The organism is Gammaproteobacteria bacterium (genome assembly GCA_015709635.1).
Classification (GTDB): domain Bacteria; phylum Pseudomonadota; class Gammaproteobacteria; order Burkholderiales; family Nitrosomonadaceae; genus Nitrosomonas.
Window position 1 is genome coordinate 2,041,172 of sequence record CP054180.1, and the last position, 25,072, is coordinate 2,066,243.

The following is a 25,072-nucleotide window of genomic DNA, read 5'->3' on the forward strand; positions in this document are numbered from 1 at the left end:
AATAATAAGTTCTTATTGTGACTCGCGCTTTAATCAGCAAAATCCGGAGACATCCTGAAAGTCGGAAGGCTATGAATTGCAAGCTCGAGAAGCCTCCAATAAAACGGATAAAGTCCACTATAAACTTTTCGCTCACATTACCGATAAATGCTGTAAGTTTTAGACCAAGGGATTGATCTGATTAGATTAAATCCAATATTTACAACAATACTTTGACACAATTATTCCTATGCCAAAATTACGCCTCAAAATCACCAAACAAAGAGCAAACAAGCATCCGTCTCAAACGCACAATTTTCTTAACGATGCCAACCGTTTCACACAAGAAAAATTCCACAAGATACTCGACAATGATGTATTGCCTTTGATCATCGCACCATCCATTTTTATCATCTTTGCAGGTCTGGAATGGTGGCGCTGGTATCTGGAAATACCGACACCTATTCCGCTTCTTTTAACTATCATCGCACTGAGCTTAGGCGTATATTGCTCTTATAAGTTATTGGGGCATAAGAAAAATGGGGACAGACAAAAAGACTTACGGACAACTATCAATCAACATCCTGAATTACATTAAGCACATCAGAAGCTTAATCAATCCAGTGCACTTCGCACGTTACTCTCAGCAAGCTATGCTTGATTGATTCTTAAATAAGAACAAATTCCGGAATGCCTGCTAAAGTGTATTACAACAGTGCCTGTCCTGTTTGCAATGCAGGAATAAAGAATCAACGCCAACGCATGCAATTGTGCGGTATCAAAAACATTGAATGGGTAGATGTACATAACAACCCGGATATGGTGTCAGAGACAGGCAATCCGCTGGAACAAGTTCGCGAGCGACTACACATCAAGGACGATAGTGGTGAATTGCATATTGGCATCGACGCTTTCATTCATCTTTGGCAGCGAACGCCAAATCAGCGTTGGCTGGCAAAGCTGTTGCAATTGCCGGTTATCGGATCACTGGCGCGTTATGCCTATAACGGTTTCGCCCGGCTGCTTTATCGCTGGAACCGGGCGCTGAAACACTGGTAATTTTCCTTGCAAGAATATTCCCGACGTCACGTCACACCAATTTCCAGCTTAGATTGGCACCGGCATATAGCGGCATCAACGAATCTCCGGCAAAATCCAACTGTTCCGGGACAATCCAGCTCTCTCTCTTTAGCGTAATCGTACCTTTATTGCGCGGTAATCGATAAAAATCCGCACCATGAAAGCTGGCGAATGCTTCCAATTTATCCAGCGCCCCCGCTTGCTCAAAGGCTGTCGCGTACAACTCGATAGCGGCATGCGCGGTAAAAATGCCTGCACAGCCACAGGAATTTTCTTTGCTCGTCTGTCCATGTGGTGCGCTATCGGTACCGAGAAAAAATTTAGGATTACCCGAAGTGACCGCCTCCAGCAAAGCCTGGCGGTGCATTTCGCGCTTCAATACTGGTAAGCAGTAATAATGCGGACGGATGCCGCCTTGAAAAATCGCATTGCGATTGAACAGCAGATGATGCGCCGTAATCGTGGCGGCAATATTGTCGGATGCTGCTGTTACAAATTGCACCGCATCGCGCGTAGTGACATGCTCAAACACCATACGTAAACCTGGGAAACGCTGTGCCAGCGGGGCAAGTATCCGGTCGATAAAAACTTGCTCGCGGTCGAAGACGTCCACATCGGAATCCGTCACCTCACCGTGCAGCAACAAGGGTAGGTTGTTTTGTTCCATTGCCGCCAATGTGGCATAGCATTTGGCGATATCGGTCACACCGGCATCCGAATTGGTCGTCGCACCTGCCGGGTATAACTTCACAGCGTGCACTACCCCGCTTGCTTTCGCGCGAACAATTTCCGCCGGCGAAGTATTATCCGTCAAATACAATGTCATCAAGGGTTCAAAGCCGGATTGCAGCGCTGCTGGCAAAGCAGCCAGAATTCGTGCGCGGTATGCCAGCGCCATGTCGACTGTAGTCACCGGTGGCCGCAAGTTAGGCATAATGATGGCGCGGGCAAATTGTTTCGCCGTATGCGGCAGTACAGCACATAATTGTTCGCCGTCGCGCAAATGCAAATGCCAATCGTCGGGGCGGGTAATGGTAATACTGGTCACGATTGTTTCCCGATAGTGATGGTGGCCGTTATTATAGCGCAGGCTTGGATGCTATCCGGAGTTGCCTGCCGCTTTTAAATCCAGCGCCAGTTGATAGAGCACTTTCTTGTTTTCACCGCTAATCTCTGCGGTCAGTTTAACCGCCTGCTTGAGCGGCAGCTCGGCCAGCAAACAGATTAAAGTATGCTGCGCCTGATCGCTAATTCCGGGTTTATTCGCAGTTTCCGCACCGGATAGCAATAAAACAAACTCCCCTTTTTGCTGATTGGCATCCGCTTGCAGCCAATCCAATACCTGTTGCAGCGCCCCGCAATGAATGGTCTCGAATAATTTGGTTAACTCCCGGGCGATGGTCAGTTCGCGATCCGATCCGAAAACCGCGAGCATATCCGTGACACATTCCAGAATGCGGTGCGGCGCTTCATAAAAAATCAACGTGTACGGATACGATTGCAAGGCTGTCAGCTCGCGCTTACGCAATCCGCTTTTGGTCGGCAAGAAACCATAAAATAAAAAATGAGGATTCATGATGCCAGCGGCCGACATCGCACAGATAGCTGCATTCGCGCCGGGAACCGGAACAACCCGGTAACCCTGTGCACGCACCTGCCGAACCAAAATCGCACCGGGATCGGAAATGCCCGGTGTACCCGCATCGGTCACCAAGGCCACACTTTTTCCGGATTCCAGCAGAGCCACTATTTTGCCAGCGGCTGCCGCCTCATTGTGTTGATGCAAAGTCACCCATTTTGCCGTCGTAATGGCATGCGCTGACAGCAGATGTTGAGAATTTTGCACATGCTCCGCGGCAATCAGGTCAACTTTTGCCAGAATATCCAGTGCACGCGAACTGATATCGCTTAAATTTCCTATTGGGGTGGCAACCACATATAATGCACTTTTTTCCAGCATCATCCTCATATGCCTCGTTTATTGACAATTCTCGCGGTATTGCTTCTGGCACTATACGGCAACCCGGCAGCCATAGCCATCGAGATGGAGGAAGCTTCGCAACCGGAAATTGTGTCCGGGCCGGTAATCGTTTCACATATTGCGCTATTGCTACCGCTCGAATCCACCTCGTTTGCAGAAGCGGCGAACGCCGTCAAGGAAGGATTTGAAACCGCTGCGCAACGCGGACAATCGTTATCGCTGACAATCCGATTGTACTCAACCAGCGACGATCCGCTCGATATCATGATGAACTATCACCATGCTGTGATTTCCGGCGCGGCATTTGTGGTTGGCCCGTTAACGCGCGATGGCGTATCGGCGATCGCTTCCAGCCAATCACTTGCGGTGCCGACGCTGACTCTCAACACGACCGACAGCCATCACACTCTGCCCGCCAAGTTGTATCTCTTTGGTTTACAAACCGATAGCGAAGCCGGTCAAATTGCGAAATTAGCGCTCGCGAGCGGTAGAAACCATGCGGTTATCATCGGCGACGACAGCGCCCTATCGAAACGCTTGCAGAATGCATTCAAACAACGCTGGCAAAGCGAACATGAAAAAACCGCCGAAGCGCTGCGCTATAGTGAAAATCCGCTAGTGCTGCAAAAGTTGCGCGATATGACGACCGGTAGCGAGCGGCTGGCATTTCTGGCGCTGGATGCCGCCAAGTCGCGCATCGTACGCGCCTATCTCGATCCGGAAGCACCGGTCTACGCCACGTCACAGATCTTCACCGGCATCGATAATTTACTGCTCAATAGCGACTTGAACGGCATCCAATTTCTCGATATGCCCTGGCTGCTGCAACCGGACCACCCCGCGGTGATGGCGTATCGCCACACCGGCAAAACCAGAAATACCGAAATGGAGCGCCTTTATGCATTGGGAATTGATGCCTTCCGCTTGATGACCAAACTGCTGCAGCAGCAATCCGCCAATGACATTGCCTTAGACGGCGTCACCGGTAATATTCGCTTCGCCCCCCCCAGCCTCTTTATACGCGAACCCATTGCGGCGCAATTCGACAATGGCAAAGTCCGATTGCTGACACCACCCGCAAATACACCCGAAAATGAAGGGCAGTGACGCCGAACAGATCGCCGTATCGTATCTGCAACGGCAAAACCTGGCGCTTGTGACGCAAAACTACCGCTGCCGCTTCGGTGAAATCGACTTGATCATGCGCGACGGCGCAACCCTGGTTTTTATCGAAGTCCGTATGCGATCAAATGCGACATTCGGCGGTGCCGCTGCCAGCATCACACCGGCCAAACAAGCCAAACTGCTACGCACCGCGCGGCATTATTTATCCCAATTCACCAGCGAACCGCCTTGCCGGTTTGATGCGCTATTGTTATCGGGTAATCATGGACAGGAAATTGAATGGATCAAGGATGCTTTTGGGGAGTGATTGCTCATTTTGAATTCATTTCTATCACAAATAAATACTCCGCCCGCCATCCACCGCAATGATCTGCCCGGTGATATACGGCGCATCGGCGATCAGAAATTGCACGGTTCTGGCGATGTCGTCCGGTTCGCCGCAGCGTTTGAGCAGGGTGCTGGCGATAATCTGCTGACGAGCGGCTTCGTCGGCCCATTCACCGTCTTCCGGCCACAGGATCGGTCCGGGTGAAACACCGTTGACGCGCACTTCGGGTGCCATTTCCACTGCCAGCGATTTAGTCAGTGCCAATAACCCTCCTTTGGCGGCATTGTAGATCACGTAATTTTTCAGTGGCCGCTCGGTATGGATGTCGACGATATTCACTATGCAACCGCGTTGTTCTTTCAGATACGGCGCAGCTGCCTGGGCTAGAAACAAAGGCGCCTGGAGATTGCTGCCAACCAGGTCGCGCCAATCGTCCAGCGTGCATTGCTGCAGCAATGTCGGAAAAAAACTCGAGGCATTGTTGATCAGCACATCCAGTTGTCCGAAGCGGTTAGCCGCTTTCTCAACCATCTCGGGTAATAATTCGGTATCGAGCAAGTCGGCTTGCACAAAAGCCACCGAATCGGCGCGTTTCCGGTTCAACTCGTCGTGCAGTGCTTTGGCTTCATCGAATGAAGAGCGGTAGTGCACGATCAAGCGCACGCCTTGCGCATGCATCCGGCGGCAGATGGCTGCGCCCACTCGTTTGGCACCGCCGGTAACCAGAATCACTTTTCCTTGCACGCGCGTCTCCTTCAAAGAACTGCTACACTATGGCCCATTTTATAAACTAACTTTACAATCCACTCTAAATTTATTTCATATATCATTGATCAAAAACATGTTACCTCCCAGTGAAATTGCTTTAACACATAGCCGATCGGTACAGGCAATGATCCGGGAAAAAATTCTTGCAGCCCATCACTGGATTTCTTTTGAAGATTATATGAATCTTGCATTGTACGCACCAGGATTGGGTTATTACAGCAGCGGTGCGGCAAAATTAGGCAGCGCCGGAGATTTCGTCACCGCTCCGGAGATCTCCCCGTTATTCGGCCGCACACTGGCGCGGCAACTCAAGCAAATCTTACAACACATGGCACAGGCCGACATTTTGGAATTTGGCGCCGGATCGGGTAAATTGGTGCGGGATATCTTGCTTGAGCTGGAAAAATCCGCTGCATTACCCAGAAAATATTACATTCTCGAAGTCAGCCCCGACTTGCGCCAACGGCAGCAAACGTTATTGGCTGACGAAGCGCCCCATCTTATACATCGCATCGAGTGGCTGGAACAGCTGCCCGATCCATTCACCGGCATCATGCTCGCCAACGAAGTGCTGGATGCAATGCCGGTGCATATTGTCCGATGGTATCATGATGCCGTGCTGGAGCGCGGCGTAACCTGGCAAAACGACCGATTCGCATGGCAAGACCGCACCATTGCGGATAAAGAGCTATTTGATACCGCCGGTCAATTAACCGCCACAATCAATCCGGATCATGAGTCCATCGATTATGTCAGCGAAATCAATCTGACCGCCATGCATTTCATGCGAAGTCTGGCAAGCGCGCTGCAGCAAGGTATCCTGTTGTTCATCGACTACGGTTTCGGCCGCAGTGAGTATTATCACCCGCAACGCAACCAGGGCACCTTGATGTGCCATTACCGCCACCATGCGCACGATGATCCGTTTTACCTTCCCGGTTTGCAGGATATCACCAGTCATGTGGATTTCAGCGCGCTGACGCAGGTTGCGGAAAATTCCGGATTAGAACTTCTGGGTTACACGACCCAAGCCTATTTTTTGCTCAACTGCGGCGTCACCGAGATGCTCGCGCAAACATCCACGGAAGATATCCATCGCTACTTACCGCAATCGAATCAACTGCAAAAATTGGTTAGCCCGGCTGAAATGGGCGAATTGTTCAAAGTCATTGCTTTTGGAAAAAACTTTTCAGAGCCGCTGAGCGGATTTAATGCCGGTGACATGAGCCGCTTATTATAAAAATCGTGATCCCGGTAAAGAAGACAGAAAACCTGCCGATTCACCAAGCGGGTAAATTTTCCTTCATCGTATGCATTCATCGTTCTGCTGCTAGTTGCCTCCCGTCATATAAAGAAAGCTCGCAGTAAGAATTTGGCAATCACATATAACACCAACCAAAATTTTGAGATCGAATCGATGTTGATCATTAACAAACTGGAATTCAGCCAGAATTTCCGCAGCATTCTGCAACAAGCCGGGCAAATTCCCCCGCTGCCGGAAACTGCGCGCCAATTATTCAAGTTACGCAATCATCCGGAAGCCAATCTGGAACAGCTCACAGAGTTGATAGAAAAAGATCCCGCTCTGGCCGCTTTCATCATGAAATACGCCCGTATGTCTATCTTTGGTTACGGTAACCGGATCAACTCGGTGCACCTTGCGGTATCGTTGGTACTAGGTTTCAATACCGCTCTCAATTTAGCCCTGGGCATCATCTCCTCCGGCTGCCTCCAGCTGCCGAATCACGGCACATTAGGGCGCATCCGCATTTGGAATCAAGCATTGGAAGGCGCCGCGCTCTGCCGCGAACTCTGTCACATCATGACAGAGAAACATCTCATCGATTGTGAACTGATCTATCTCAGTGGTTTATTTCATAATTTTGGATATTTCCTGTTCGGACATCTCTACCCTAAAGAATTTTCCTATCTAAACGATTTGGTTACCCGCTACCCGGAACAGGATGCACGCGCATTGCAATTGCAGGTTTTCGGCATTACGCACGATACGATCGGTATGTATCTGATTAAAGCTTGGGATTTACCGGAAGAAATTGCGGTTGCCGTCGCAGAGCAAAACTTTCCGGATTACTCCGGTAAACATGCATCCTGCGTCAAATTGCTCGCGCTCGCCAACCGCCTGTTGCAAGATCAAGCACAAGCTGACGGTTGCCCCTATATCGATACGCTTGCACTGATGGAATGCTTGGGAATCGATGAAAATGCGGCTCATGCGGCACAAGAAAAAATCCGCGGGTGTCAGAGCGAGTTTCATACGCTGGCACAGGATCTTGCGGCATAAAAATCATCACGATGGATTAAACAACACTGTTAATTCGTGTACCGATTCCGAGCGACAACTTGAATTATGCGTCTTGTCTTGGGTTAGAATAGGCGACTATGTCGAATTCACATAACCCAGAACACATTATCCGCCCGGAAATTCTCGCTTTATCGGCTTATCATGTGCCGCCTGCAGCGGGTATGATCAAGCTGGATGCCATGGAAAATCCCTACTCCTTGCCACCGGCATTACGTGATGAGATCGCGCAATTGGTGCCGCATGCACCGGTAAACCGCTATCCCGACGCCAGTGCGGTTTCCCTTAAGGCAGCGCTGCGGCAAGCACTGGGCATCGCTGATAATCTGGATATTCTGCTGGGAAATGGATCGGATGAGATCATTCAAATCATCGCGATGGCGATTGCCAAGCCCGGCGCAGTGCTGATGAGCGTTGAACCGGCTTTCGTCATGTTCCGTATGATCGCCACGTTCGCCAACATCCGCTATGTCGGCGTACCTTTAAAACAGGATTTCTCTCTGGATCTGGATACCATGTTAGCAGCGATCGTAAAACATCAACCTGCTGTGATCTTCCTGGCGTATCCGAATAATCCGACCGGTAATTTATTCGATCCTGCGGCGATTCTAAGCATCATACAAGCAACGCCGGGCATTATCGTTATCGACGAAGCTTATCAGGCTTTCGCGGAAGCAAGCTTTATCGACCAGCTCGGCCAATACCCGAACGTGCTACTGATGCGGACGCTATCCAAATCAGGATTAGCCGGTTTACGGCTGGGGCTTTTAATTGGCCGCTCCGAGTGGTTACAGCAATTGGAAAAGGTGCGTTTGCCTTACAATATTGGCATAATGACGCAATTGATTGCAGAAAAGGTATTGCACCATACCGCGGTATTATCGGAACAGGCGGAAGCGATTAAATCAGAACGTGCAAAAATGAGCACATTTCTTGGTACAATGCGCGGTATTACGGTATACCCTTCCAATGCTAACTTTATTTTGTTTCGTGTTAATGCTGCCAGCCAAATCTTTCAAGCACTTAAACAACGTAACATTTTGATCAAAAACCTGGACGGCTCTCATCCCTTATTGGAAAATTGCTTACGTGTAACCGTGGGTACCCCCGATGAAAATTCACAATTTTGCGCGACATTACGTACCATCCTGAGTGAAACAGTTTAGAATTCTCTCAATTTTCTTGCATTCATCAAAAATTCCAAGTTAATTTATGCGCCGGGCACAAGTCATACGAAATACACTGGAAACCCAGATCAGTATTCATCTGAACCTGGATGGAACGGGCAAATCCGTTCTTGAAACCGGTGTGCCGTTTCTCGATCACATGCTCGATCAGATCGCGCGCCACGGCATGATCGACCTCGAAATCGCCGCAAAAGGCGACTTGCATATCGATGCCCATCATACCGTTGAAGATATCGGTATCACGTTCGGTCAAGCGCTTGCCAAAGCTGCAGGTGATAAAAAAGGATTGCGCCGCTACGGTCATGCCTACGTGCCATTGGATGAAGCGCTGTCGCGTGTGGTCATCGATTTATCCGGCCGTCCCGGTTTAGTCTTCAATGTCGATTTCACGCGGGCGCGTATTGGAGATTTCGATGTCGATCTGATCCATGAATTCTTCCAAGGCTTGGTCAATCACGCTTTGATAACCCTGCATATCGACAATCTGTCCGGAAGAAACGCGCATCATCAGGCGGAAACCATCTTCAAGGCATTCGGACGCGCCTTGCGCGTAGCGCTAGAGCATGATCCGGCAGCCAGCGGCATTATCCCATCCACCAAAGGTACTTTATAAGCACTCTGTCTTTAACATCACGATATGACTGATATCGCAATTGTTGATTATGGAATGGGAAACTTACGTTCCGTCCATAAAGCACTTGAACATGTAGCCCCCGCTGTCACGATAGCGGTTACCAGCGATCCGGCTGTCGTACGGAAAGCTAAACGTGTCGTCGTCCCCGGCCAAGGCGCCATGCGTAATTGTATTGATGAACTCGAAACACGCGGATTGCGCGAAGCAGTCATGGAAGCGGCTACTCATAAACCTTTTCTCGGCATCTGCCTCGGTCTGCAAATGCTGTTTGAAGAAAGCGAGGAAGGCAATGTCAAAGGTCTTAACATCCTGCCCGGAAAAGTCGTGCGCTTTCCCGCTCCAGTTATGACAAGCGCGAACGGACAAAAACTGAAAGTACCGCATATGGGCTGGAATCAAGTGTATCAAGCGATCAAACACCCTCTATGGGAGGATATCGCAGCGGATGCGCGTTTTTATTTTGTGCACAGCTATTATGTCGAAACGCCGGATACCGCATCCATCGCGGCGCAAAGCCATTATCCTTTCCCATTTACTTGCGCCGTTGCAAAAGATAATATTTTCGCGGTACAGTTCCATCCGGAGAAAAGTCAACTCGCAGGATTAACCCTGTTAAGTAATTTTGCCAAATGGACACCGCATTTCTAAAACCAAATCATAGTAAACTGACTCTGTTAATCAACTATCCATTCTGATTAAGTTATGCTGATTATTCCTGCAATCGATCTTAAAGATGGGCATTGTGTCCGGCTTAAACAAGGCGTGATGGAAGATGCCACGGTATTTTCCAAAGAACCGGGGGAAATGGCGACGCACTGGCTGAATCAAGGTGCGCGCAGACTTCATTTGGTTGATTTAAATGGCGCCTTTGCCGGAAAACCGCGAAATGAAGCGGTGATTCGTGAAATTGTCGAGGCCCTGGATGACCAGATTCCGATTCAACTGGGTGGCGGTATTCGCGATCTCGATACGATCGAACGCTATCTCGACGACGGTATCACGTACGTTATTATCGGTACCGCCGCGATCAAAATACCCGGCTTTCTGCAGGATGCCTGCAATGCTTTTCCGGGTCAGATTATGGTCGGATTGGATGCCAAGGAAGGCAAGGTAGCAGTCGATGGCTGGTCCAAAGTGACCGGACACGATGTCATCGACCTGGCAAAGAAATTTGAAGACTATGGCGCGGAGGCGGTCATCTACACGGATATCGGCCGCGACGGCATGCTCAGCGGCGTCAACATCAAGGCGACTGTCGAACTGGCGCGGGAACTCACCATACCGGTGATTGCCAGCGGCGGCATTACCAATATCGATGATATTCACAAACTGTGCGAAATTGAATCGGAAGGCATCATGGGCGCCATTACCGGGCGTGCCATTTACGAAGGGTCGCTGGACTTCAAGGAAGCACAGATTTTGGCTGACAAACTCAGTAAGGATAACGACATCTCTTGATATTGATCTCGCGATTCGCTGTCATTCCTGTCCATAGTATTTTCCTCTTATTACCCCAACAGCTTTAAAATCCGATGAGTCTCGCTAAACGCATCATTCCATGTCTGGACGTAACCAATGGGCGTGTTGTCAAAGGTGTCAACTTCGTTGAATTGCGCGATGCCGGAGATCCGGTGGAAATTTCGCGCCGCTATGATGAGCAAGGTGCGGATGAGCTCACTTTTCTCGATATCACCGCCAGCTCGGACAATCGCGACCTGATTCTGCACATCATTGAAGACGTCGCGGCGCAAGTATTCATTCCGTTGACCGTCGGCGGCGGCGTGCGCCAAGTCGCCGATGTCCGCCGGTTACTCAATGCCGGCGCCGATAAAGTCAGTATCAATACATCGGCTATACTCAATCCGCAATTGGTTGCCGATGCATCCGATCATTACGGCTCGCAGTGCATCGTCGTGGCGATCGACGCCAAACAAGTCCGTTCGCCCGATAGCGGCGTACCGCGCTGGGAAGTTTTCACCCACGGCGGCCGCAAAGCGACCGGCATCGATGCCATCGAATGGGCGGTCAAAATGCAATCGCTCGGTGCTGGTGAAATTTTACTCACCAGCATGGACCGTGACGGCACCCGCAACGGCTTTGATATCGCGTTAACACGCGCGATATCCGATGCCATCGATATTCCGGTGATCGCCAGCGGCGGCGTTGGTAATTTGGATCATCTGGTCGACGGCATTTTGCAAGGACATGCAGACGCGGTATTAGCCGCCAGTATCTTTCACTACGGCGAATTTACCGTCCAGCAAGCCAAACAGTATATGGCGCAGCATGGTATTGAAGTGCGTTTATAATGCTAAAATGACAGGCAAAATTGATAACTGAACGGAAATAGCACTTAATTTATGCCTCCCGATACATGGCTTAGTAAAATCAACTGGTCTGAAGATGGATTGATACCGGTCATCGCTCAGGAAGCAGAAAGCGGAAAAATTCTCATGGTGGCCTGGATGAATCGCGATGCGCTCAAGTTGACCGTGGAAAAAGGCGAAGCCGTCTACTGGTCGCGCTCGCGCAAAAAACTGTGGCATAAAGGTGAAGAATCCGGTCACACCCAAAAAGTGAAGGAAATTTACTTGGATTGCGATGAAGATGTGCTGTTGCTCATGATCGAACAAACCGGCGGAATTGCCTGTCATACCGGACGGCATAGCTGTTTCTTCCAGAAACTGGAAGACAGTGAATGGGTTGTTGCAGCGCCTGTAATCAAAAATCCGGAAGAAATCTATACAAATGACTGACACAACGATTCTCCGCCGTCTCGCGGAAACCATCGAAGCACGCAAAGCAGCCGATGCGAACAGCTCATACGTCGCAAAACTGCTGCATGGCGGACAAGATAAAATACTCAAAAAAATCGCCGAAGAATCCGCCGAAACATTGATGGCATCGAAAGACGGCGACACAAACCAGGTGATTTATGAAACCGCCGATTTATGGTTTCATTGTCTGGTATTACTCGCTTACCACGGACTGACGCCGGACGACGTTCTACAGGAACTGGAAAGGCGCGAAGGTGTTTCCGGCATCGCGGAAAAAGCTTCTCGAAAAACGGACTAACGCATGGACAACTGTATATTTTGTAAAATCGCACGCGGAGAAATTCCTTCCAATAAAGTATACGAAGATGAAGACATTCTCGCTTTTCATGATGTCAACCCGGCCGCACCGGTTCATTTCTTGCTGATTCCCAAGCTGCACATCGATTCGCTCGCGGATGTCCGGGAAAATCATCAGGGTTTGTTGGGAAAGATGCTGTTATTAGCCCCGAAATTAGCGAAAGAACAAGGCTGCGAGAACGGCTTTCGCACCATTATCAATACCGGGCGGGCAGGCGGCCAGGAAGTATTTCATCTGCATTTGCATATCATCGGTGGCCGGGAGCATTTGCCCGGAATGATTCACCGCGGCTAGAGCGGTGCTGTTTCACCTAACAGGAGAAAGTCATGGGCACATTTAGCATCTGGCATTGGATTATCGTGCTGATCATCGTTGTTCTGGTATTCGGCACGAAAAAATTGCGCAATCTCGGCAGCGACTTGGGCGGTGCATTGAAAGGATTCAAGGAAGGTATGAAAGAATCGGAAAACAGTCCCGCTCCATCATCGCACTCAAACCAACCCAACGAAGCGGTAATCGAAGTCACGGCAAGTAAGGAAGCCGGTGCGAATACCTTCAAGGAAGGCAGCGCCGCACCTGCCGGCGGCGTCAATCGTCCGGCAGCAGATGCTGAAATTAAGGAAAAAACTCATACCCGGACTTAGATAATCGGCAAGCATCTCTCATCCGGATTCGGTCAGCGCGACACTATGTTTGATATCAGTTTCATGGAATTGCTGGTGATTTCGATCGTCGCCCTGATCGTCATCGGACCTGAGCGCCTGCCCGCGGTGGCACGCACCCTAGGCCATTTGTACGGACGTTGCCGCAATTTCGTCTATGCCATCAGAACCGACATTCATAATGAAATGCGCATGGAGGAACTGAAAAAAATGCAATCTTCCGTGCAGGAAACCGTGCACTCCATCGAAGATTCAGTACAGCAAGGCGTTGATCATTTAAAAACGACAATAGCGGATGGCAAAACTGAAGAAACCCCACCTACCGACTCACACTCGCAACCGATAGAGCAAACCCAAACAATTGCAGAAAGCAGCGAAACGGCGCAAAACAGCCATGATCAGGGCAAAAAGTAGTTGTTGCATACAAATTGCAGGATTCTTGCTGATGCCGCCGGTGCAGCTTAATCCACACTGCCGCATTCATCATGCTTGAAGGCTCATTCCTGTCGCATTTAGTGGAATTGCGTGTCCGCATGATCCGCATCGTGGGTGTATTACTGATCGGATTCCTGCCGTGCGCTTTTTACGCGCGCGAGTTGTACACCCTGCTGGCGCAGCCGCTGCTGGAGAAACTGCCACAAGGCGGGCAAATGATCGCCACCGATGTGGCGACGCCGTTTTTCGTACCGATGCAGGTCGCGATGATGATGGCATTTGTCCTCACCTTGCCGCATACGCTGTATCAAATCTGGGCTTTCGTCGCTCCCGGACTTTATTCGCACGAAAAACGCCTGGCGCTGCCGCTGGTCATCGGCAGCAGTCTGCTGTTCTTCTGCGGCATGGCATTCGCCTACTTCGCCGCATTGCCGGTGGTATTCGAGTTCATCACTTATTTCGCGCCCGAAGGCGTGGCCGTAATGACCGATATCAGCAAATACCTGAGCTTTGTTTTATCGATGTTCATCGCCTTCGGCGTGACTTTCGAAGTCCCGGTATTTGTCATCGTGCTGGTCAGAACCGGTGTCATCACTATCGAAAAACTCAAGGAAGTTCGCCCTTATGTCATTGTCGGCGCATTCGTCATCGCCGCCGTTTTCACGCCGCCCGATGTGGTGTCGCAGTTTATGCTCGCAGTACCTTTATGCCTGCTGTATGAACTCGGCATCTTCATCGCTGCACTCATGATAAAAAAACAGCAGCCGGAAGAAGAAGGTTCTGCAGATGCGTCAAAACAAAAAGATGTTCCGACCAAAACCGATTGATCAGGCTATCCGGCTTACACAGGGAATAAGATAAGCTAAGACCGCTATCATGCAACCAACACAATCCCTGTCAATCTAAGAATTCGTTATAGCCATTGTCCGTAAGGAGATTCGCGATGTTTGATAGCCGCCCTGCCATTGATGCAGCAATCCGGATGACAGTATTCGCCGTTATTCTCAACGCCTGTGCGGCCACCATCGCTTTCGCTCAATCCTCCGGAGCGGATCAAGACCAGCGGCGGCAGCCGCAATCGCAGCGTTCGACGACACAACCATCGCCTGAAAGCCCACCTGACGTCAACCGGCCGCCGCGGATCATTCATCGCACCGGCACGGCCATTGCACCACCGCGCAACAGCATCAGCATCAAAAGCACGGACGCGGGTATCATCCACCGGCAACCGCCGGCAGCCGGATGCAGCAACTGCGGGATTATCGATTTCGTCAACAGAATCGGGCAAGGCCCCGGTCTTAATGCCATCGTCGGTGGCGTGATCGCTGGAACGGTCGCACGTGAAGTGATGCGTCAGAATCCGTATCCGCACGGCGCCAGCAATCCCGGAGCCATTCAAGGCTCCCAGGCGGGAGGAACCATTCAACCACACGATCAATATCAGGTCGGTGTCACCATGAGCGATGGCAGCCAGGCCATCATTTCGCTTCCGGATGCAACCCATTTCCATCAGGGTGATCGCGTCAGATTGGTTGATGGCGTACTGATGATTGATCGCCAGTAACAGCCGGAATCACCTCATTATCTGGAAAAATAACCGTGAATTCCCAACTGCTTAAACACCTCGAACTACCGATTGAAGGCATGACCTGCGCAGCCTGCGCGGCGCGTATCGAAAAGAATTTGAACAAATTGCCCGGTGTCGAGGCAGCCGTCAATTTCGCCAATGAAAAAGCGCAGGTAAACTACGATGAAAGCCAAGTTGATACCGGCGCGTTAGTTAAAGCCATCGAGAAAGCCGGTTTTCACGTCACACCGCGCACGGTGCAATTGCAATTGCAATTGCACAAAATGACCTGCGCCGCTTGCGCCGGTCATATCGAAAAAGCGCTCAACCAATTGCCCGACGTCACGGCCATTGTCAATGTGGCCACTGAAACGGCAAGAGTCAATTTCGCACCCGGCGCAGTGACCGTTGACCGCTTGATTCAAGCTGTCATTGACGCCGGTTACGATGCCACTGAAATCAGCGAATCCGGTCATGCCGAGGAAAAAGCACGGCGGCTCGCCGCCTACCAAGCTGAATTGCGGTTATTCCGGATTTCGGCGCTGCTCACTTTGCCGCTGGTGCTGCAAATGGCTGCGATGTTCACCGGTCACGACATGGACATGCTGCCACGCTGGCTGCAATGGCTCCTGGCCACACCAGTACAGTTCTGGATTGGCCGCCGCTTTTATACCGGCGCGTGGCATTCGTTGCGCGCAGGTGGCGCGAACATGGATGTACTGGTTGCGTTAGGCACCAGCATGGCGTATTGCTTCAGCGCTATTGTCACTGCCTTGAAGCTGGATCAGCATGTGTATTTTGAAGCCAGTGCCGCCATTATTACGCTGGTACTGCTCGGTAAATTAATGGAAGCGCGCGCCAAGGGAAAAACTTCCGAAGCGATCGAAGCTTTGATCCGGCTGCAGCCCAAAACCGCCCGCATCGAACGTAACGGTGAAATTCTCGAAGTTCCGGCCGACAGCCTGCAAGTCGGCGATGTTTTCATCGTGCGCCCCGGTGAGAACCTGCCGGTCGATGGCGTCGTTATCGAAGGAACCTCAAGTGTCAACGAATCCATGCTGACCGGCGAGAGCCTGCCGGTCAGCAAACAGACCGGTGCTAAGGTTTTTGCCGCCACACAAAATGTCAACGGCTTGCTCAAATGCCGCGCCACCAGCGTCGGTGCGCATACGCAGCTCGCCGCCATCATTCATCTGGTCGAGCAAGCGCAAGGCTCGAAAGCGCCCATCCAGCGCCTGGCGGATACGATTTCGGGTATTTTCGTTCCGGTTGTTGTGGTCATCAGCATCCTGACCCTGGCTATCACCTGGTGGTTGACTGACGCGTTCGTCGCCGCGCTCATCAACGCTGTCGCCGTGCTGGTGATCGCTTGTCCTTGTGCACTGGGACTGGCCACACCGACCGCGATCATGGTCGGCGCCGGACGCGGCGCGCAAATTGGTGTGCTGGTCAAGAATGCAGCGGCGCTGGAACATGCAGAGAAAATCCAAACCCTGATAGTCGACAAAACCGGCACCCTGACGGAAGGCAAACCGGAGGTCACGGACATCCTTCCGGCAAATTCAATCAGCGCACAAGAGTTACTGCAAATTGCAGCTTCACTCGAACAAGGATCCGAACACCCGCTGGCGCGGGCGGTTCTGGATAGCGCACAGCAACAGCAGCTAGTACTGACCGCCATTGAGGAATTTTCCGCCATCGCCGGCAGCGGCATCATGGCACGTATAAACGGCACACAATACCTGCTGGGTTCGCCCAAATTTCTGGCGCAACTAGGCGTTGCTTTGGATGAAAAACCGGTTGCCACACTGCAAAGCGAAGGAAAAACCGTCGTTGCCGTTGCATCCGTCAATGGAGACACCCCCCAATTGCTAGGTCACTTGGCGATTGCCGACCGTTTACGCGACACTTCGATCAAGGCCGTCAAGCAATTGCAATCGATGGGTATCGACGTGGTGATGCTGACCGGCGACAACGCCATGACGGCTGCGGCGATCGCTAAACAAACCGGTATAACGCACTATCGCGCCGAAGTCTTGCCGCAAGACAAAGCCGCAGCAGTTGCAAAAATGAAAAGCAGCGGCAAGTTCACCGCCATGGTTGGCGACGGCATCAACGACGCACCGGCTTTGGCTGCCGCAGACGTCAGTTTCGCCATTGGCGCCGGTTCGGATGTTGCCATAGAAGCTGCCGATATTACCTTGATCCGCAATGACCTGATGAGCGTTGCCGACGCCATTTCCTTGTCACGCGCCACGCTAAGGAAAATCCGCCAGAACCTGTTCTTTGCTTTCGTCTACAATACGCTGGGTATTCCATTGGCAGCCGTCGGCATGCTCAACCCGGTCATCGCCGGTGCCGCCATGGCGATGAGTTCGGTATCGGTCGTCAGCAATTCATTGTTATTAAAGCGCTGGCAGGCTAATCATTAAAAAAACAAGAATCATTTTAGGGAGTCGTCATCATGCAAACCGCTACGATCAAAATCAAAGGCATGACCTGTATGGGCTGTGTCAACAGCATCAAGACAGTCCTCAAGAATTTGCCGGGAATCGCTCAATTGGAAGTCACGCTCGATCCCGCCCAAGCCGTCGTTCAATTTGATCCCGCCAGCACCAATCCCGATCAGCTTAAAGAAGCCATCATCGACGCGGGATTTGACGTAGCCGATTAAAAATATTTCACCGGCACCGGCCTTCCGGCTATCAGATATCTTTCCCAAGCAATTTTGCTTATAGTAAAATCCGCATTCATTCATGTAAGACAATTCTTATAGCTCAAGCATCAAATTAATACTGCTTCATCCCAACAAATATAAAAAACGGGATTCTATGAAGGTAATCATCGAGCCGATTTGGCTTGGTTTAATGTCATTCGCGGTAAAAACCGCGGCGGCTCACGACTGCCGCAACGTTGCGGTTCGCTTATCGAACGCACGCACGGCAAGCGGTACCCGTAATCTTGCCGGGAAATCGGCAGGTGCATCGCGGATCGCTCCGTTACCTTACCAGCGCCGGATCATGCCGCACCGAATCCGATCATGATCAGCAAACAAGTCATCAGCGATGCGGCACAAAAGATCCTGTCCGTTATCGACTTGATTATTATCATTACCAGCGAAAAAGGCATCATCATCGAAGCCAATCGCAGCGCCTGCCAACTATTCGGTTATACGCCGGAAGAATTAACCGGCCGGCCGGTACATGTTTTACTGCCGCCGCATTACCGTAAGCAGCATGCTGAAGCGCTCGAACAATTCGTGCTGAGCCATGAAACACAGCGCCGTATCAGTCAAGGTAATTCCGTGCTCGGGCATTGCAAAGACGGGACTCAGGTCGAGCTCGAAGCAGGAATCGCCAAATTCCATGCGGGCGATCAATGGGTATTGGTGGTTACCATGCTCGACATCACGCAACGCAAGCATCAAGAGCAGGAATTGATCCGGCAATCGACACACGACGCGCTCACTAATCTACCCAACCGCAAACTGATCCTTGAACGGCTAAACAATGCATTGCAACGTTCGTTGCGAAACAAGTTGAATGTCGCGCTACTGTTTATCGATCTGGATGGCTTCAAACTGATCAATGACAACTATGGTCACGAAACCGGTGATGAAGTACTGAAAATAATCGCCGACCGGTTGCTGGATCAAGTCCGGCCCAGCGATACCGTAGGGCGGCTGTCCGGGGATGAGTTCATTGTACTGTGCGAACAAATTGAACAGCCAGAATTGATTGCCAATTTGGCGATGCGTATCAACGATGCACTGAAAGAATGTATCCAGTATCAGGCACTGAATCTATTCGTCACCGCGAGTATCGGCATCATTATCGGTCACGGCCAACAGTATTCAGCCGATGAAATGATGCGCTTGGCGGATACCGCCATGTACGAAATGAAACAAAGCGGCCGCGATGGCTGGCAATTTTTCAACGACAAACTGCAAGCGCAAGCGCAACAAAAAAATTCAATCAGCCTGGGATTGCGGCGAGCACTTGAGTGCAATGAATTTTCTTCTGTTTTTCAGCCGATCATTACACCGGATACCGGGCAAATCGTCGGCGCCGAGCTGCTGCTGCGATGGAATCAGGATGGAAAAGCCATACAGCCGGCAATTTTTATCCCGGTTGCGGAAATGACCGGCATGATCTTCGCCATCGGGGAATGGGTATTCCGCCAAGGCTGCAAAGCACAAGCCGATTGGCAGCAGCGCTGGAAAGAAAAGACGCCCTACGTCGCAATCAATCTGTCGGCACGGCAACTGAGTCAAAAACAGTTAGCCGCAAATTTTGCAGCCATATTGCAAGAAACCGGTGCCGATCCTGCCGGAATCGTGCTAGAGCTGACGGAAGCCGCACTAATGCCGGATGTTGTTGAATCGAATTTGACGGTACTGCATCAGTTGGCGGATTTAGGGCTACAAATCGCCATTGATAATTTCGGTGCAGGATATTCTTCCTTGGCACAATTGATTCAACTTCCCGTCAGTCTGTTAAAAATCGGTAAATCGTCTGTCGATGAAATGGAAAATCGGCAGAAGAAACAAGTACTGATCGATGCGATCACTCGATTAGGCCATTCTTTAGGGTTAAAGCTGATCGTGGAAGGTATAGAAACGGAAGCTCAATTGGCAGAACTGAAATTGCATGACTGCGATTTCATTCAGGGTTATTTCTTTCATTCACCCATGCACGAGCACAGTTTCATCAAACAAATGGACTGCCAGATAATGAAAAATAATGACGGCATTCCTTAATACCGGGCGAAACCCTGCAATGATTGATACCTGAATCCGGTCCGCTATTGCGTAAAGGGAGGATTACTGCAAACTTCTTACTGCAGAAATACAATGCCCATCTGCCGGATAAACAATATCGCAAACAGATGGGCATTGTTTTGGGAATTACTGACTGACTCTGCCCCGCCTATCACTTGCTATGATGCAATGAACCCTGATAAAAAAGTATTTAACAAAGTCAAGGGCAGCGATCTTTTTTCAGTCTAGAATACGCCGTAAACAATTGCTCCGATAACGAGGAAAGCAGCTGTTGAAATAAAGAACAATCTTAAAACTTGTGCGTCTGTTTCTCTTCTGTTGATTTCGGCCATAACAATCTCCTTTGATTAAGAATTAAAACCGATCAGTGACCGGTCCCTCCACATACGATTACAAAACTTATAACCGTTTAACTTTATTCTCTGTTCCCCAGATTCACTGCAATAGCGATCTTTCCTTTATAGAACCGAGTACATTATCCGCAATCATCTTGCACCATTCAGATTATTGCGCCCGGTGATTCTAACTCACATTTAACAACAATGAAAGTATTGAAATTGAGCGCGCGCTTTTTTTACTATAAAAATCTATCTAATCCGGCAAAACATCTCGCTTTATCTCAGTAAACCAAGTAAGCAATTTCACGCTATTCCCATGTATTGAATGAATAAAAGTCATGGTTACAGTGCTAAAGGCTTTACGTAACCGGTCAATTCAAGATAACCATATCCGGCCGGCTGATGATCCCGGGTCAGAGCGACGGCTCCTTCCCAGTAAACCGAGCCGGTTGATTGACTGGAATCCAGTTCCTGATCGTCCAGCAAAGGGGTGAGCCGCCATTCGATTTCGGCTGTGCGAATATGCATGGCAACAGGGTAAGTTGCTTCGGTATGCGGCGATCGCCACGTGCGGATAGGGGTAAATTCCACCTGTTCCGGCGCAAAAAAGCGGATAGTGCCGCTCGCGTCGCGCAGTGCGGCATATGCCCAAACTTTACCGCCACCCTTGCGGCGAATCTGGAAAGCCATCAATGCCGAACCGTCGTTCAAATTGGCACCGACCCAATCCCAGCCATCCGCATCGGGATCGAGGTAAGCCGTCGACCACTCATGATCCAGCCAAGCGCTGCCTGTAACCTTCACCGGCTTGCCATTACGCAATACAGTGCCGGCTACTTGCAAATGCGGTTCGCTGTAATAATAACTGGCCTGTTCCGGTTTCGGCCCTTTGCGCGAGAAACCGCTTTGATCTTGCAGCATCGCCATTTGCGTTGGCGTCAGCGATAGCTGTAAACCGAAATCTTTGCCCTGCATATCCACTCGATAGCGCCCATCCGCTTCCCGCATCAGCGTCCAATCATCCAGCTTCACGTCGGTATTGCCCGATCGGGCATAAGCCAGATCGAAGCCTTCGCGCAACATTTTTTCTTCATGCATCAATTTACCCGTATCCGGGTCGGATAACGCCAGATGCGCGATAATCAGATATTTCGCGGCAAATTGACTGGGATTATCGTGATTTTGATCGGTCGCATAACGGAAAAAAGTCACCTGAAAACCCAGCGGCTTGTTATTTTCGGTCTGCAGCCAGCCGGTGATATACCACCATTCGATGCGAAAATCCTGATGCGCGCCGTAATCTTGCGGGAACACGAGCTGGTAATCCGGCGTGACTGGCTTCAACCGGTTCGACTCGGCCAGCACTTCCATTCCGAGAAAACCGAGCAGCATCAACATGAGAACAACCATGCGTTGTGCGTTAGCTTGTTTGCAGGGCTTCATTACCAATCCTCCTTTACCGCACGTACCACTTCACCGGAAACCGCCCGCCGTCCGGCCAGTAATGCCGTCAATGCCGCTGCAATTAGCATAATCACGGCGATCATGGCCAGCCAATCCCACGGCAGATGCAGCTGCATCGTCCAATGGAAGGATTGCGGATTGACGATAAAAACCAGAATTAGGCTGATACTCCATCCCAATAGAAACCCCAGCACCATCCCCAGTGCCGTCAGCAAACCGCCTTCCGCCGCCAGCATTGAAAAAATCTGGCGGCGCTTGACGCCAATATGCCGCAACATGCCGAATTCCTTGATGCGCGCCAATGTTTGCGCGGAAAAGCTCGCCGCCACGCCGAGCAGACCGATCACCACGGCAATCAATTCCAGCAAATAGGTCACCGCAAAGCTGCGGTCAAAAATTTCCAAGCTTAACGCACGCATATCACTCGAACGCGATATCTCCAAAGCGGAGCCAAACGGCAATTGCCGCAACCTTTCCGTCGCAGTATCCGGATCCGTTCCAGCCTGCAACCACAAGGCAACGGTATTCACCCGCTGGTCTCCGGTCAATGCCTGATAATCCGCCAATTGCATCTGAATAGCGCCAAACTGTCGCCCGTAATCACGCCATACCCCGGCAACCAAAAATTCGTTGGACGCCGTGCCGATCGGCAGCGTTACTCGTTCCCCTACCCGATAACCGTATAAATCGACCATCGCTTCCGACACCCAGACCGGCATCACATTCTCCGGCAACGATTCCGAAGCGATCATATCGTCCGTCAATGGCAATGTATTGCGCGCATCCGCTTTATCGACAGGACGGGCGAACAGCGTAATCTCCGGCCGGTTGACATTGAGCGTCAATTGCTGGGTGCGGAAAAAATCCACCCGGTCGAAACCGGGCAGCCCGGCAATCGCCTTTTGCGCATCCGTTTGTAGATCGCCGCTGGCTGCGGCGCGCACATATAAGTCAGCCGGCAGCACACGCCCCAGCCAGTTATCGATCGAGATGCGGAAACTCGTCACCATGATCGCCATCGCGACCATCAGGCTGAAACTCGCCAATATGCCGCCCAGCGCAATCGCAGCCTGATTCGGCGCATTCGCCAGACGCGCCAATGCCAGCGTGGACACAGCGCCGCTGCGATGGCGCTGCCATTTGGCCAGCACTATTGAAAAGAACCCTGCGGTCAGACGCGGCATTAACGCAATGCCGCCGATCAGCAGCAATACTATGGCCAGATAACCGAAAATGGGCAGCTCGAAAACCGGTGGCAATTGTGTAAACAATGCCGCGACCGACAAACAAGTCAGCGCAAACCACGGCGGCGACAATTTCGCCATCGCCGTATCTTCACTGCCCGAGCGCAATGCCAATGCCGGTTTGGCCCGTGCCGCTTCCAATGCCGGAATGATGCTTCCCAGCATCATCACGCTCAAACCCACTGCAAAAAATATCCCGGCATCCCAGGGATCGAAATGAATGTCCGGTTTGACACCCGGAAAGAAATTAGTACCCAAATCGCCGCCCAGCAATCGAATCGCCAGCACCGCAACCGCATAACCCAGCGTCAATCCCAGCAACGAACCGCTCACCCCCAGAATCCCGCCCTCGGTCATGATCTGCCGCAACAATTGCTGCCGCGTAAAACCCAGCACACGCAGCAACGCGAATTGCTGACGCCGCCGGATGACCGACAGCGCTTGCGTGGAAAAAACCAGAAAAGTGCCGGTAAACAGCGCCACCAGCGCCAGCATGTTCAAATTGATGCGGTAAGCGCGCGACATATTGGCAATGCGCTTTTCCTGATCGACCGCCTCGGTCACCCAATACGCTTCACCCAATTCCTCGGCCAGCCTGGCTTTAAATGCCGCGTGATTGACGCCATCGCGCAGTTTCAGTTCGATGCGCGACAACATGCCAAGCTGCTGAAAGCGCCACTGCGCCGCACCGATATCCATCACCGCAATGCGCTGCCCCGCTCTTGCGCGCACCAAACCACCTGCCACACGCAGCGTGATGGTTTGCAATCCGGCGTGCAATTGCAGCGTATCGCCTTGTTCAACTTGCAACCATTCCATCGCTGCTGGAGACAGAAAAATCGCATCGTCCGCCAACCGGTCGAGCGTTTTCCCTTCTTCAACCAATCCGAGCAGATCCGGTGAAATCCGCATCGCACGGAACATATCGACACCGACGATTTTCAACTTGTGATCGTTTCTATTTTGCTGTTTGCCGGGTATCGCCACCTCGAACTCCAGCACCGGATTCGCGACTGCGACACCGTCATGGTTGACCAGTTTGGGATACAGCGATTCGTCAAAAAACGCCTTGCGCCCGCGCACCTGCAAATCCGATTGCCCGGACAAACTTTTGCTGGCGGCGGAAAATTCATTGAACGCAGCGGTATTGATCAGATGAATGGAAAACGCCATGGCCACGCCGATCGCAATGGCGATCAGTGCCACGGTCACTTGCACCAGATGCGCGCGCCATTCACCAAACAATAGCCAGCGCGATAACGTAGCCACGTTCATACGTGCTCGCCGGGTTTGGCCGGACACAAACCATCCTTGGTCAAATTCAGCACCCGGTCCGCTGTCGCGGCGGCGGTATGCGAATGCGTCACGAGAATGCCGGTAGCGCCGTTGCTTTTGATTTCGGTGCGCATCAATTGCAGGATTTCATGCGCGGTATCGGGATCGAGATTGCCGGTCGGCTCGTCCGCCAGCACCAGCTTGGGCCGGTGAATCAACGCACGCGCAATCGCCACGCGCTGCAACTCGCCGCCGGACAATTGGCGCGGAAAATGATCGCTGCGTCCCTGCAATCCGACCTGCTCGAGCATCCGCTCCACACGTTCCGTACTTGCGCCGTTCAACAGCAACGGCAGTGCAATATTCTGTGCCAACGTCAAATGCGGCAGCACATGAAACGCCTGAAAAACAAAGCCGAATTGCTCGCGCCGCAATTGCGTCGCGGCATCGTCGCCGAGCGATGAAATCGCCACACCATTAATGCGAATCTCGCCCGAATCCGGCGTATCCAGTCCGGCGATCAGATTCAACAACGTCGACTTGCCCACCCCCGATTCGCCCATGATCGCGACATACTCACCAGCATTCAGCGTATAACTCAAATCGACCAGCACCCTGCGCCCTCCGGCATACGCTTTGTTGACATTGATTAACTCAAGCATTCGCACCGACACCACACAAAATTTTCATCCAACCCTCGCAACGTAAAAATGGCACAATGCTTCAACCAGCACGCCAATCTGTGCTTAAATGTACCATGTACGACAAAT

General features: G+C 51.3%; 28 protein-coding genes. 22 read left to right on the forward strand and 6 right to left on the reverse strand.

Annotation, left to right across the window (positions count from 1 at the left end):
* Positions 1 to 229: 229 nt before the first annotated feature.
* A complete protein-coding gene (locus HRU78_09685; protein QOJ23880.1) occupies positions 230 to 577 on the forward strand; it encodes a hypothetical protein in 348 nt (115 codons plus the stop codon).
* A gap of 92 nt (positions 578 to 669) precedes the next feature.
* Positions 670 to 1,038, forward strand: coding sequence for a DUF393 domain-containing protein (locus tag HRU78_09690; GenBank protein QOJ23881.1), 369 nt, complete (start codon positions 670 to 672; stop codon positions 1,036 to 1,038).
* 31 nt (positions 1,039 to 1,069) lie between these two features.
* Here HRU78_09690 and pyrC read toward each other — a convergent pair whose 3' ends face one another.
* Complete coding sequence (gene pyrC, locus HRU78_09695) at positions 1,070 to 2,110, reverse strand: dihydroorotase (GenBank protein ID QOJ25004.1); 1,041 nt, start codon at positions 2,108 to 2,110, stop codon at positions 1,070 to 1,072.
* Positions 2,111 to 2,158: 48 nt separating this feature from the next.
* Positions 2,159 to 3,019 carry a 16S rRNA (cytidine(1402)-2'-O)-methyltransferase gene (gene rsmI / locus HRU78_09700; GenBank protein QOJ25005.1) on the reverse strand — a complete coding sequence of 287 codons (861 nt, stop codon included), beginning with the start codon at positions 3,017 to 3,019 and terminating at the stop codon, positions 2,159 to 2,161.
* A 9-nt stretch (positions 3,020 to 3,028) separates the two neighbouring features.
* Here rsmI and HRU78_09705 point away from each other — a divergent pair, with 9 nt between their 5' ends.
* Together HRU78_09705 and HRU78_09710 are read left to right on the forward strand one after the other, a co-directional pair.
* Positions 3,029 to 4,147, forward strand: coding sequence for a penicillin-binding protein activator (locus HRU78_09705; protein QOJ23882.1), 1,119 nt, complete (start codon positions 3,029 to 3,031; stop codon positions 4,145 to 4,147).
* A complete protein-coding gene (locus tag HRU78_09710) occupies positions 4,134 to 4,472 on the forward strand; it encodes a YraN family protein (protein ID QOJ23883.1) in 339 nt (112 codons plus the stop codon). The genes HRU78_09705 and HRU78_09710 overlap by 14 nt, the downstream gene beginning before the upstream one ends.
* Before the next feature lie 24 nt (positions 4,473 to 4,496).
* On the opposite strand, the gene HRU78_09715 is transcribed toward HRU78_09710, so the two are convergent.
* Entirely contained in the window at positions 4,497 to 5,237 is a 741-nt protein-coding gene (locus HRU78_09715) for a pteridine reductase (GenBank protein ID QOJ23884.1), read from the reverse strand.
* Positions 5,238 to 5,334: 97 nt separating this feature from the next.
* On the opposite strand from HRU78_09715, the gene HRU78_09720 reads away from it, so the two are divergent.
* From HRU78_09720 to HRU78_09805, 18 genes are all read left to right on the forward strand, one after another.
* Positions 5,335 to 6,501 carry a class I SAM-dependent methyltransferase gene (locus HRU78_09720; protein QOJ23885.1) on the forward strand — a complete coding sequence of 389 codons (1,167 nt, stop codon included), beginning with the start codon at positions 5,335 to 5,337 and terminating at the stop codon, positions 6,499 to 6,501.
* A 132-nt stretch (positions 6,502 to 6,633) separates the two neighbouring features.
* The gene (locus HRU78_09725) at positions 6,634 to 7,563 is read left to right on the forward strand and encodes an HDOD domain-containing protein (protein QOJ23886.1); all 930 of its coding nucleotides are present in this window, start codon (positions 6,634 to 6,636) and stop codon (positions 7,561 to 7,563) included.
* Between the two features lie 98 nt (positions 7,564 to 7,661).
* Positions 7,662 to 8,747, forward strand: a complete 1,086-nt coding sequence (locus HRU78_09730) for a histidinol-phosphate transaminase (GenBank protein QOJ23887.1) — start codon at positions 7,662 to 7,664, stop codon at positions 8,745 to 8,747.
* A 46-nt stretch (positions 8,748 to 8,793) separates the two neighbouring features.
* Positions 8,794 to 9,381: an imidazoleglycerol-phosphate dehydratase HisB gene (gene hisB / locus HRU78_09735; GenBank protein QOJ23888.1), complete on the forward strand. Its 588-nt coding sequence runs from the start codon at positions 8,794 to 8,796 to the stop codon at positions 9,379 to 9,381.
* 24 nt (positions 9,382 to 9,405) lie between these two features.
* On the forward strand, positions 9,406 to 10,050 hold the full coding sequence (gene hisH / locus HRU78_09740; protein QOJ23889.1) for an imidazole glycerol phosphate synthase subunit HisH: 645 nt from the start codon (positions 9,406 to 9,408) through the stop codon (positions 10,048 to 10,050).
* 54 nt (positions 10,051 to 10,104) lie between these two features.
* Entirely contained in the window at positions 10,105 to 10,860 is a 756-nt protein-coding gene (hisA, locus tag HRU78_09745; GenBank protein ID QOJ23890.1) for a 1-(5-phosphoribosyl)-5-[(5-phosphoribosylamino)methylideneamino]imidazole-4-carboxamide isomerase, read from the forward strand.
* A 74-nt stretch (positions 10,861 to 10,934) separates the two neighbouring features.
* Entirely contained in the window at positions 10,935 to 11,711 is a 777-nt protein-coding gene (gene hisF, locus HRU78_09750) for an imidazole glycerol phosphate synthase subunit HisF (GenBank protein QOJ23891.1), read from the forward strand.
* Positions 11,712 to 11,762: 51 nt separating this feature from the next.
* The gene (gene hisI / locus HRU78_09755) at positions 11,763 to 12,158 is read left to right on the forward strand and encodes a phosphoribosyl-AMP cyclohydrolase (GenBank protein ID QOJ23892.1); all 396 of its coding nucleotides are present in this window, start codon (positions 11,763 to 11,765) and stop codon (positions 12,156 to 12,158) included.
* Positions 12,151 to 12,477 (forward strand): phosphoribosyl-ATP diphosphatase, encoded by a 327-nt coding sequence (locus tag HRU78_09760; protein ID QOJ23893.1) that lies wholly within the window; start codon positions 12,151 to 12,153, stop codon positions 12,475 to 12,477. The genes hisI and HRU78_09760 overlap by 8 nt, the downstream gene beginning before the upstream one ends.
* Before the next feature lie 3 nt (positions 12,478 to 12,480).
* Positions 12,481 to 12,831: a histidine triad nucleotide-binding protein gene (locus HRU78_09765; GenBank protein QOJ23894.1), complete on the forward strand. Its 351-nt coding sequence runs from the start codon at positions 12,481 to 12,483 to the stop codon at positions 12,829 to 12,831.
* Between the two features lie 32 nt (positions 12,832 to 12,863).
* Entirely contained in the window at positions 12,864 to 13,181 is a 318-nt protein-coding gene (gene tatA / locus HRU78_09770; GenBank protein QOJ23895.1) for a Sec-independent protein translocase subunit TatA, read from the forward strand.
* A gap of 45 nt (positions 13,182 to 13,226) precedes the next feature.
* A complete protein-coding gene (tatB, locus tag HRU78_09775) occupies positions 13,227 to 13,613 on the forward strand; it encodes a twin-arginine translocase subunit TatB (GenBank protein ID QOJ23896.1) in 387 nt (128 codons plus the stop codon).
* Between the two features lie 71 nt (positions 13,614 to 13,684).
* Positions 13,685 to 14,461, forward strand: coding sequence for a twin-arginine translocase subunit TatC (tatC, locus tag HRU78_09780; protein QOJ23897.1), 777 nt, complete (start codon positions 13,685 to 13,687; stop codon positions 14,459 to 14,461).
* Positions 14,462 to 14,577: 116 nt separating this feature from the next.
* Entirely contained in the window at positions 14,578 to 15,198 is a 621-nt protein-coding gene (locus HRU78_09785; GenBank protein ID QOJ23898.1) for a hypothetical protein, read from the forward strand.
* A gap of 35 nt (positions 15,199 to 15,233) precedes the next feature.
* A complete protein-coding gene (locus tag HRU78_09790) occupies positions 15,234 to 17,633 on the forward strand; it encodes a copper-translocating P-type ATPase (GenBank protein ID QOJ23899.1) in 2,400 nt (799 codons plus the stop codon).
* 32 nt (positions 17,634 to 17,665) lie between these two features.
* The gene (locus tag HRU78_09795) at positions 17,666 to 17,875 is read left to right on the forward strand and encodes a heavy-metal-associated domain-containing protein (GenBank protein ID QOJ23900.1); all 210 of its coding nucleotides are present in this window, start codon (positions 17,666 to 17,668) and stop codon (positions 17,873 to 17,875) included.
* 157 nt (positions 17,876 to 18,032) lie between these two features.
* Entirely contained in the window at positions 18,033 to 18,245 is a 213-nt protein-coding gene (locus HRU78_09800) for a hypothetical protein (protein QOJ23901.1), read from the forward strand.
* Positions 18,242 to 19,960 carry an EAL domain-containing protein gene (locus tag HRU78_09805; protein ID QOJ23902.1) on the forward strand — a complete coding sequence of 573 codons (1,719 nt, stop codon included), beginning with the start codon at positions 18,242 to 18,244 and terminating at the stop codon, positions 19,958 to 19,960. Before HRU78_09800 ends, HRU78_09805 begins: the two co-directional genes overlap by 4 nt.
* 701 nt (positions 19,961 to 20,661) lie before the next feature.
* Here the strand turns inward: HRU78_09805 and HRU78_09810 are convergent.
* Genes HRU78_09810 through HRU78_09820 form a run of 3 tightly spaced genes read right to left on the reverse strand, consistent with a single transcriptional unit; the run spans position 20,662 to position 24,964 of the window.
* Positions 20,662 to 21,729 carry a carotenoid 1,2-hydratase gene (locus HRU78_09810; protein ID QOJ25006.1) on the reverse strand — a complete coding sequence of 356 codons (1,068 nt, stop codon included), beginning with the start codon at positions 21,727 to 21,729 and terminating at the stop codon, positions 20,662 to 20,664.
* 32 nt (positions 21,730 to 21,761) lie between these two features.
* Complete coding sequence (locus tag HRU78_09815; protein ID QOJ23903.1) at positions 21,762 to 24,302, reverse strand: FtsX-like permease family protein; 2,541 nt, start codon at positions 24,300 to 24,302, stop codon at positions 21,762 to 21,764.
* On the reverse strand, positions 24,299 to 24,964 hold the full coding sequence (locus tag HRU78_09820) for an ABC transporter ATP-binding protein (protein ID QOJ23904.1): 666 nt from the start codon (positions 24,962 to 24,964) through the stop codon (positions 24,299 to 24,301). The genes HRU78_09815 and HRU78_09820 overlap by 4 nt, the downstream gene beginning before the upstream one ends.
* Between the last annotated feature and the right edge of the window lie 108 nt (positions 24,965 to 25,072).

Bases quoted from the DNA above. Each gene is read 5' to 3' on its own strand.
- HRU78_09685 (QOJ23880.1), top strand. From the start codon at position 230: ATGCCAAAATTACGCCTCAAAATCACCAAACAAAGAGCAAACAAGCAT.
- HRU78_09690 (QOJ23881.1), top strand. From the start codon at position 670: ATGCCTGCTAAAGTGTATTACAACAGTGCCTGTCCTGTTTGCAATGCA.
- rsmI (QOJ25005.1), bottom strand. From the start codon at position 3,019: ATGCTGGAAAAAAGTGCATTATATGTGGTTGCCACCCCAATAGGAAAT.
- HRU78_09705 (QOJ23882.1), top strand. From the start codon at position 3,029: ATGCCTCGTTTATTGACAATTCTCGCGGTATTGCTTCTGGCACTATAC.
- HRU78_09710 (QOJ23883.1), top strand. From the start codon at position 4,134: ATGAAGGGCAGTGACGCCGAACAGATCGCCGTATCGTATCTGCAACGG.
- HRU78_09720 (QOJ23885.1), top strand. From the start codon at position 5,335: ATGTTACCTCCCAGTGAAATTGCTTTAACACATAGCCGATCGGTACAG.
- HRU78_09730 (QOJ23887.1), top strand. From the start codon at position 7,662: ATGTCGAATTCACATAACCCAGAACACATTATCCGCCCGGAAATTCTC.
- hisB (QOJ23888.1), top strand. From the start codon at position 8,794: ATGCGCCGGGCACAAGTCATACGAAATACACTGGAAACCCAGATCAGT.
- hisH (QOJ23889.1), top strand. From the start codon at position 9,406: ATGACTGATATCGCAATTGTTGATTATGGAATGGGAAACTTACGTTCC.
- hisA (QOJ23890.1), top strand. From the start codon at position 10,105: ATGCTGATTATTCCTGCAATCGATCTTAAAGATGGGCATTGTGTCCGG.
- hisF (QOJ23891.1), top strand. From the start codon at position 10,935: ATGAGTCTCGCTAAACGCATCATTCCATGTCTGGACGTAACCAATGGG.
- hisI (QOJ23892.1), top strand. From the start codon at position 11,763: ATGCCTCCCGATACATGGCTTAGTAAAATCAACTGGTCTGAAGATGGA.
- HRU78_09760 (QOJ23893.1), top strand. From the start codon at position 12,151: ATGACTGACACAACGATTCTCCGCCGTCTCGCGGAAACCATCGAAGCA.
- HRU78_09765 (QOJ23894.1), top strand. From the start codon at position 12,481: ATGGACAACTGTATATTTTGTAAAATCGCACGCGGAGAAATTCCTTCC.
- tatA (QOJ23895.1), top strand. From the start codon at position 12,864: ATGGGCACATTTAGCATCTGGCATTGGATTATCGTGCTGATCATCGTT.
- tatB (QOJ23896.1), top strand. From the start codon at position 13,227: ATGTTTGATATCAGTTTCATGGAATTGCTGGTGATTTCGATCGTCGCC.
- tatC (QOJ23897.1), top strand. From the start codon at position 13,685: ATGCTTGAAGGCTCATTCCTGTCGCATTTAGTGGAATTGCGTGTCCGC.
- HRU78_09785 (QOJ23898.1), top strand. From the start codon at position 14,578: ATGTTTGATAGCCGCCCTGCCATTGATGCAGCAATCCGGATGACAGTA.
- HRU78_09795 (QOJ23900.1), top strand. From the start codon at position 17,666: ATGCAAACCGCTACGATCAAAATCAAAGGCATGACCTGTATGGGCTGT.
- HRU78_09800 (QOJ23901.1), top strand. From the start codon at position 18,033: ATGAAGGTAATCATCGAGCCGATTTGGCTTGGTTTAATGTCATTCGCG.
- HRU78_09805 (QOJ23902.1), top strand. From the start codon at position 18,242: ATGATCAGCAAACAAGTCATCAGCGATGCGGCACAAAAGATCCTGTCC.
- HRU78_09810 (QOJ25006.1), bottom strand. From the start codon at position 21,729: ATGGTTGTTCTCATGTTGATGCTGCTCGGTTTTCTCGGAATGGAAGTG.
- HRU78_09815 (QOJ23903.1), bottom strand. From the start codon at position 24,302: ATGAACGTGGCTACGTTATCGCGCTGGCTATTGTTTGGTGAATGGCGC.
- HRU78_09820 (QOJ23904.1), bottom strand. From the start codon at position 24,964: ATGCTTGAGTTAATCAATGTCAACAAAGCGTATGCCGGAGGGCGCAGG.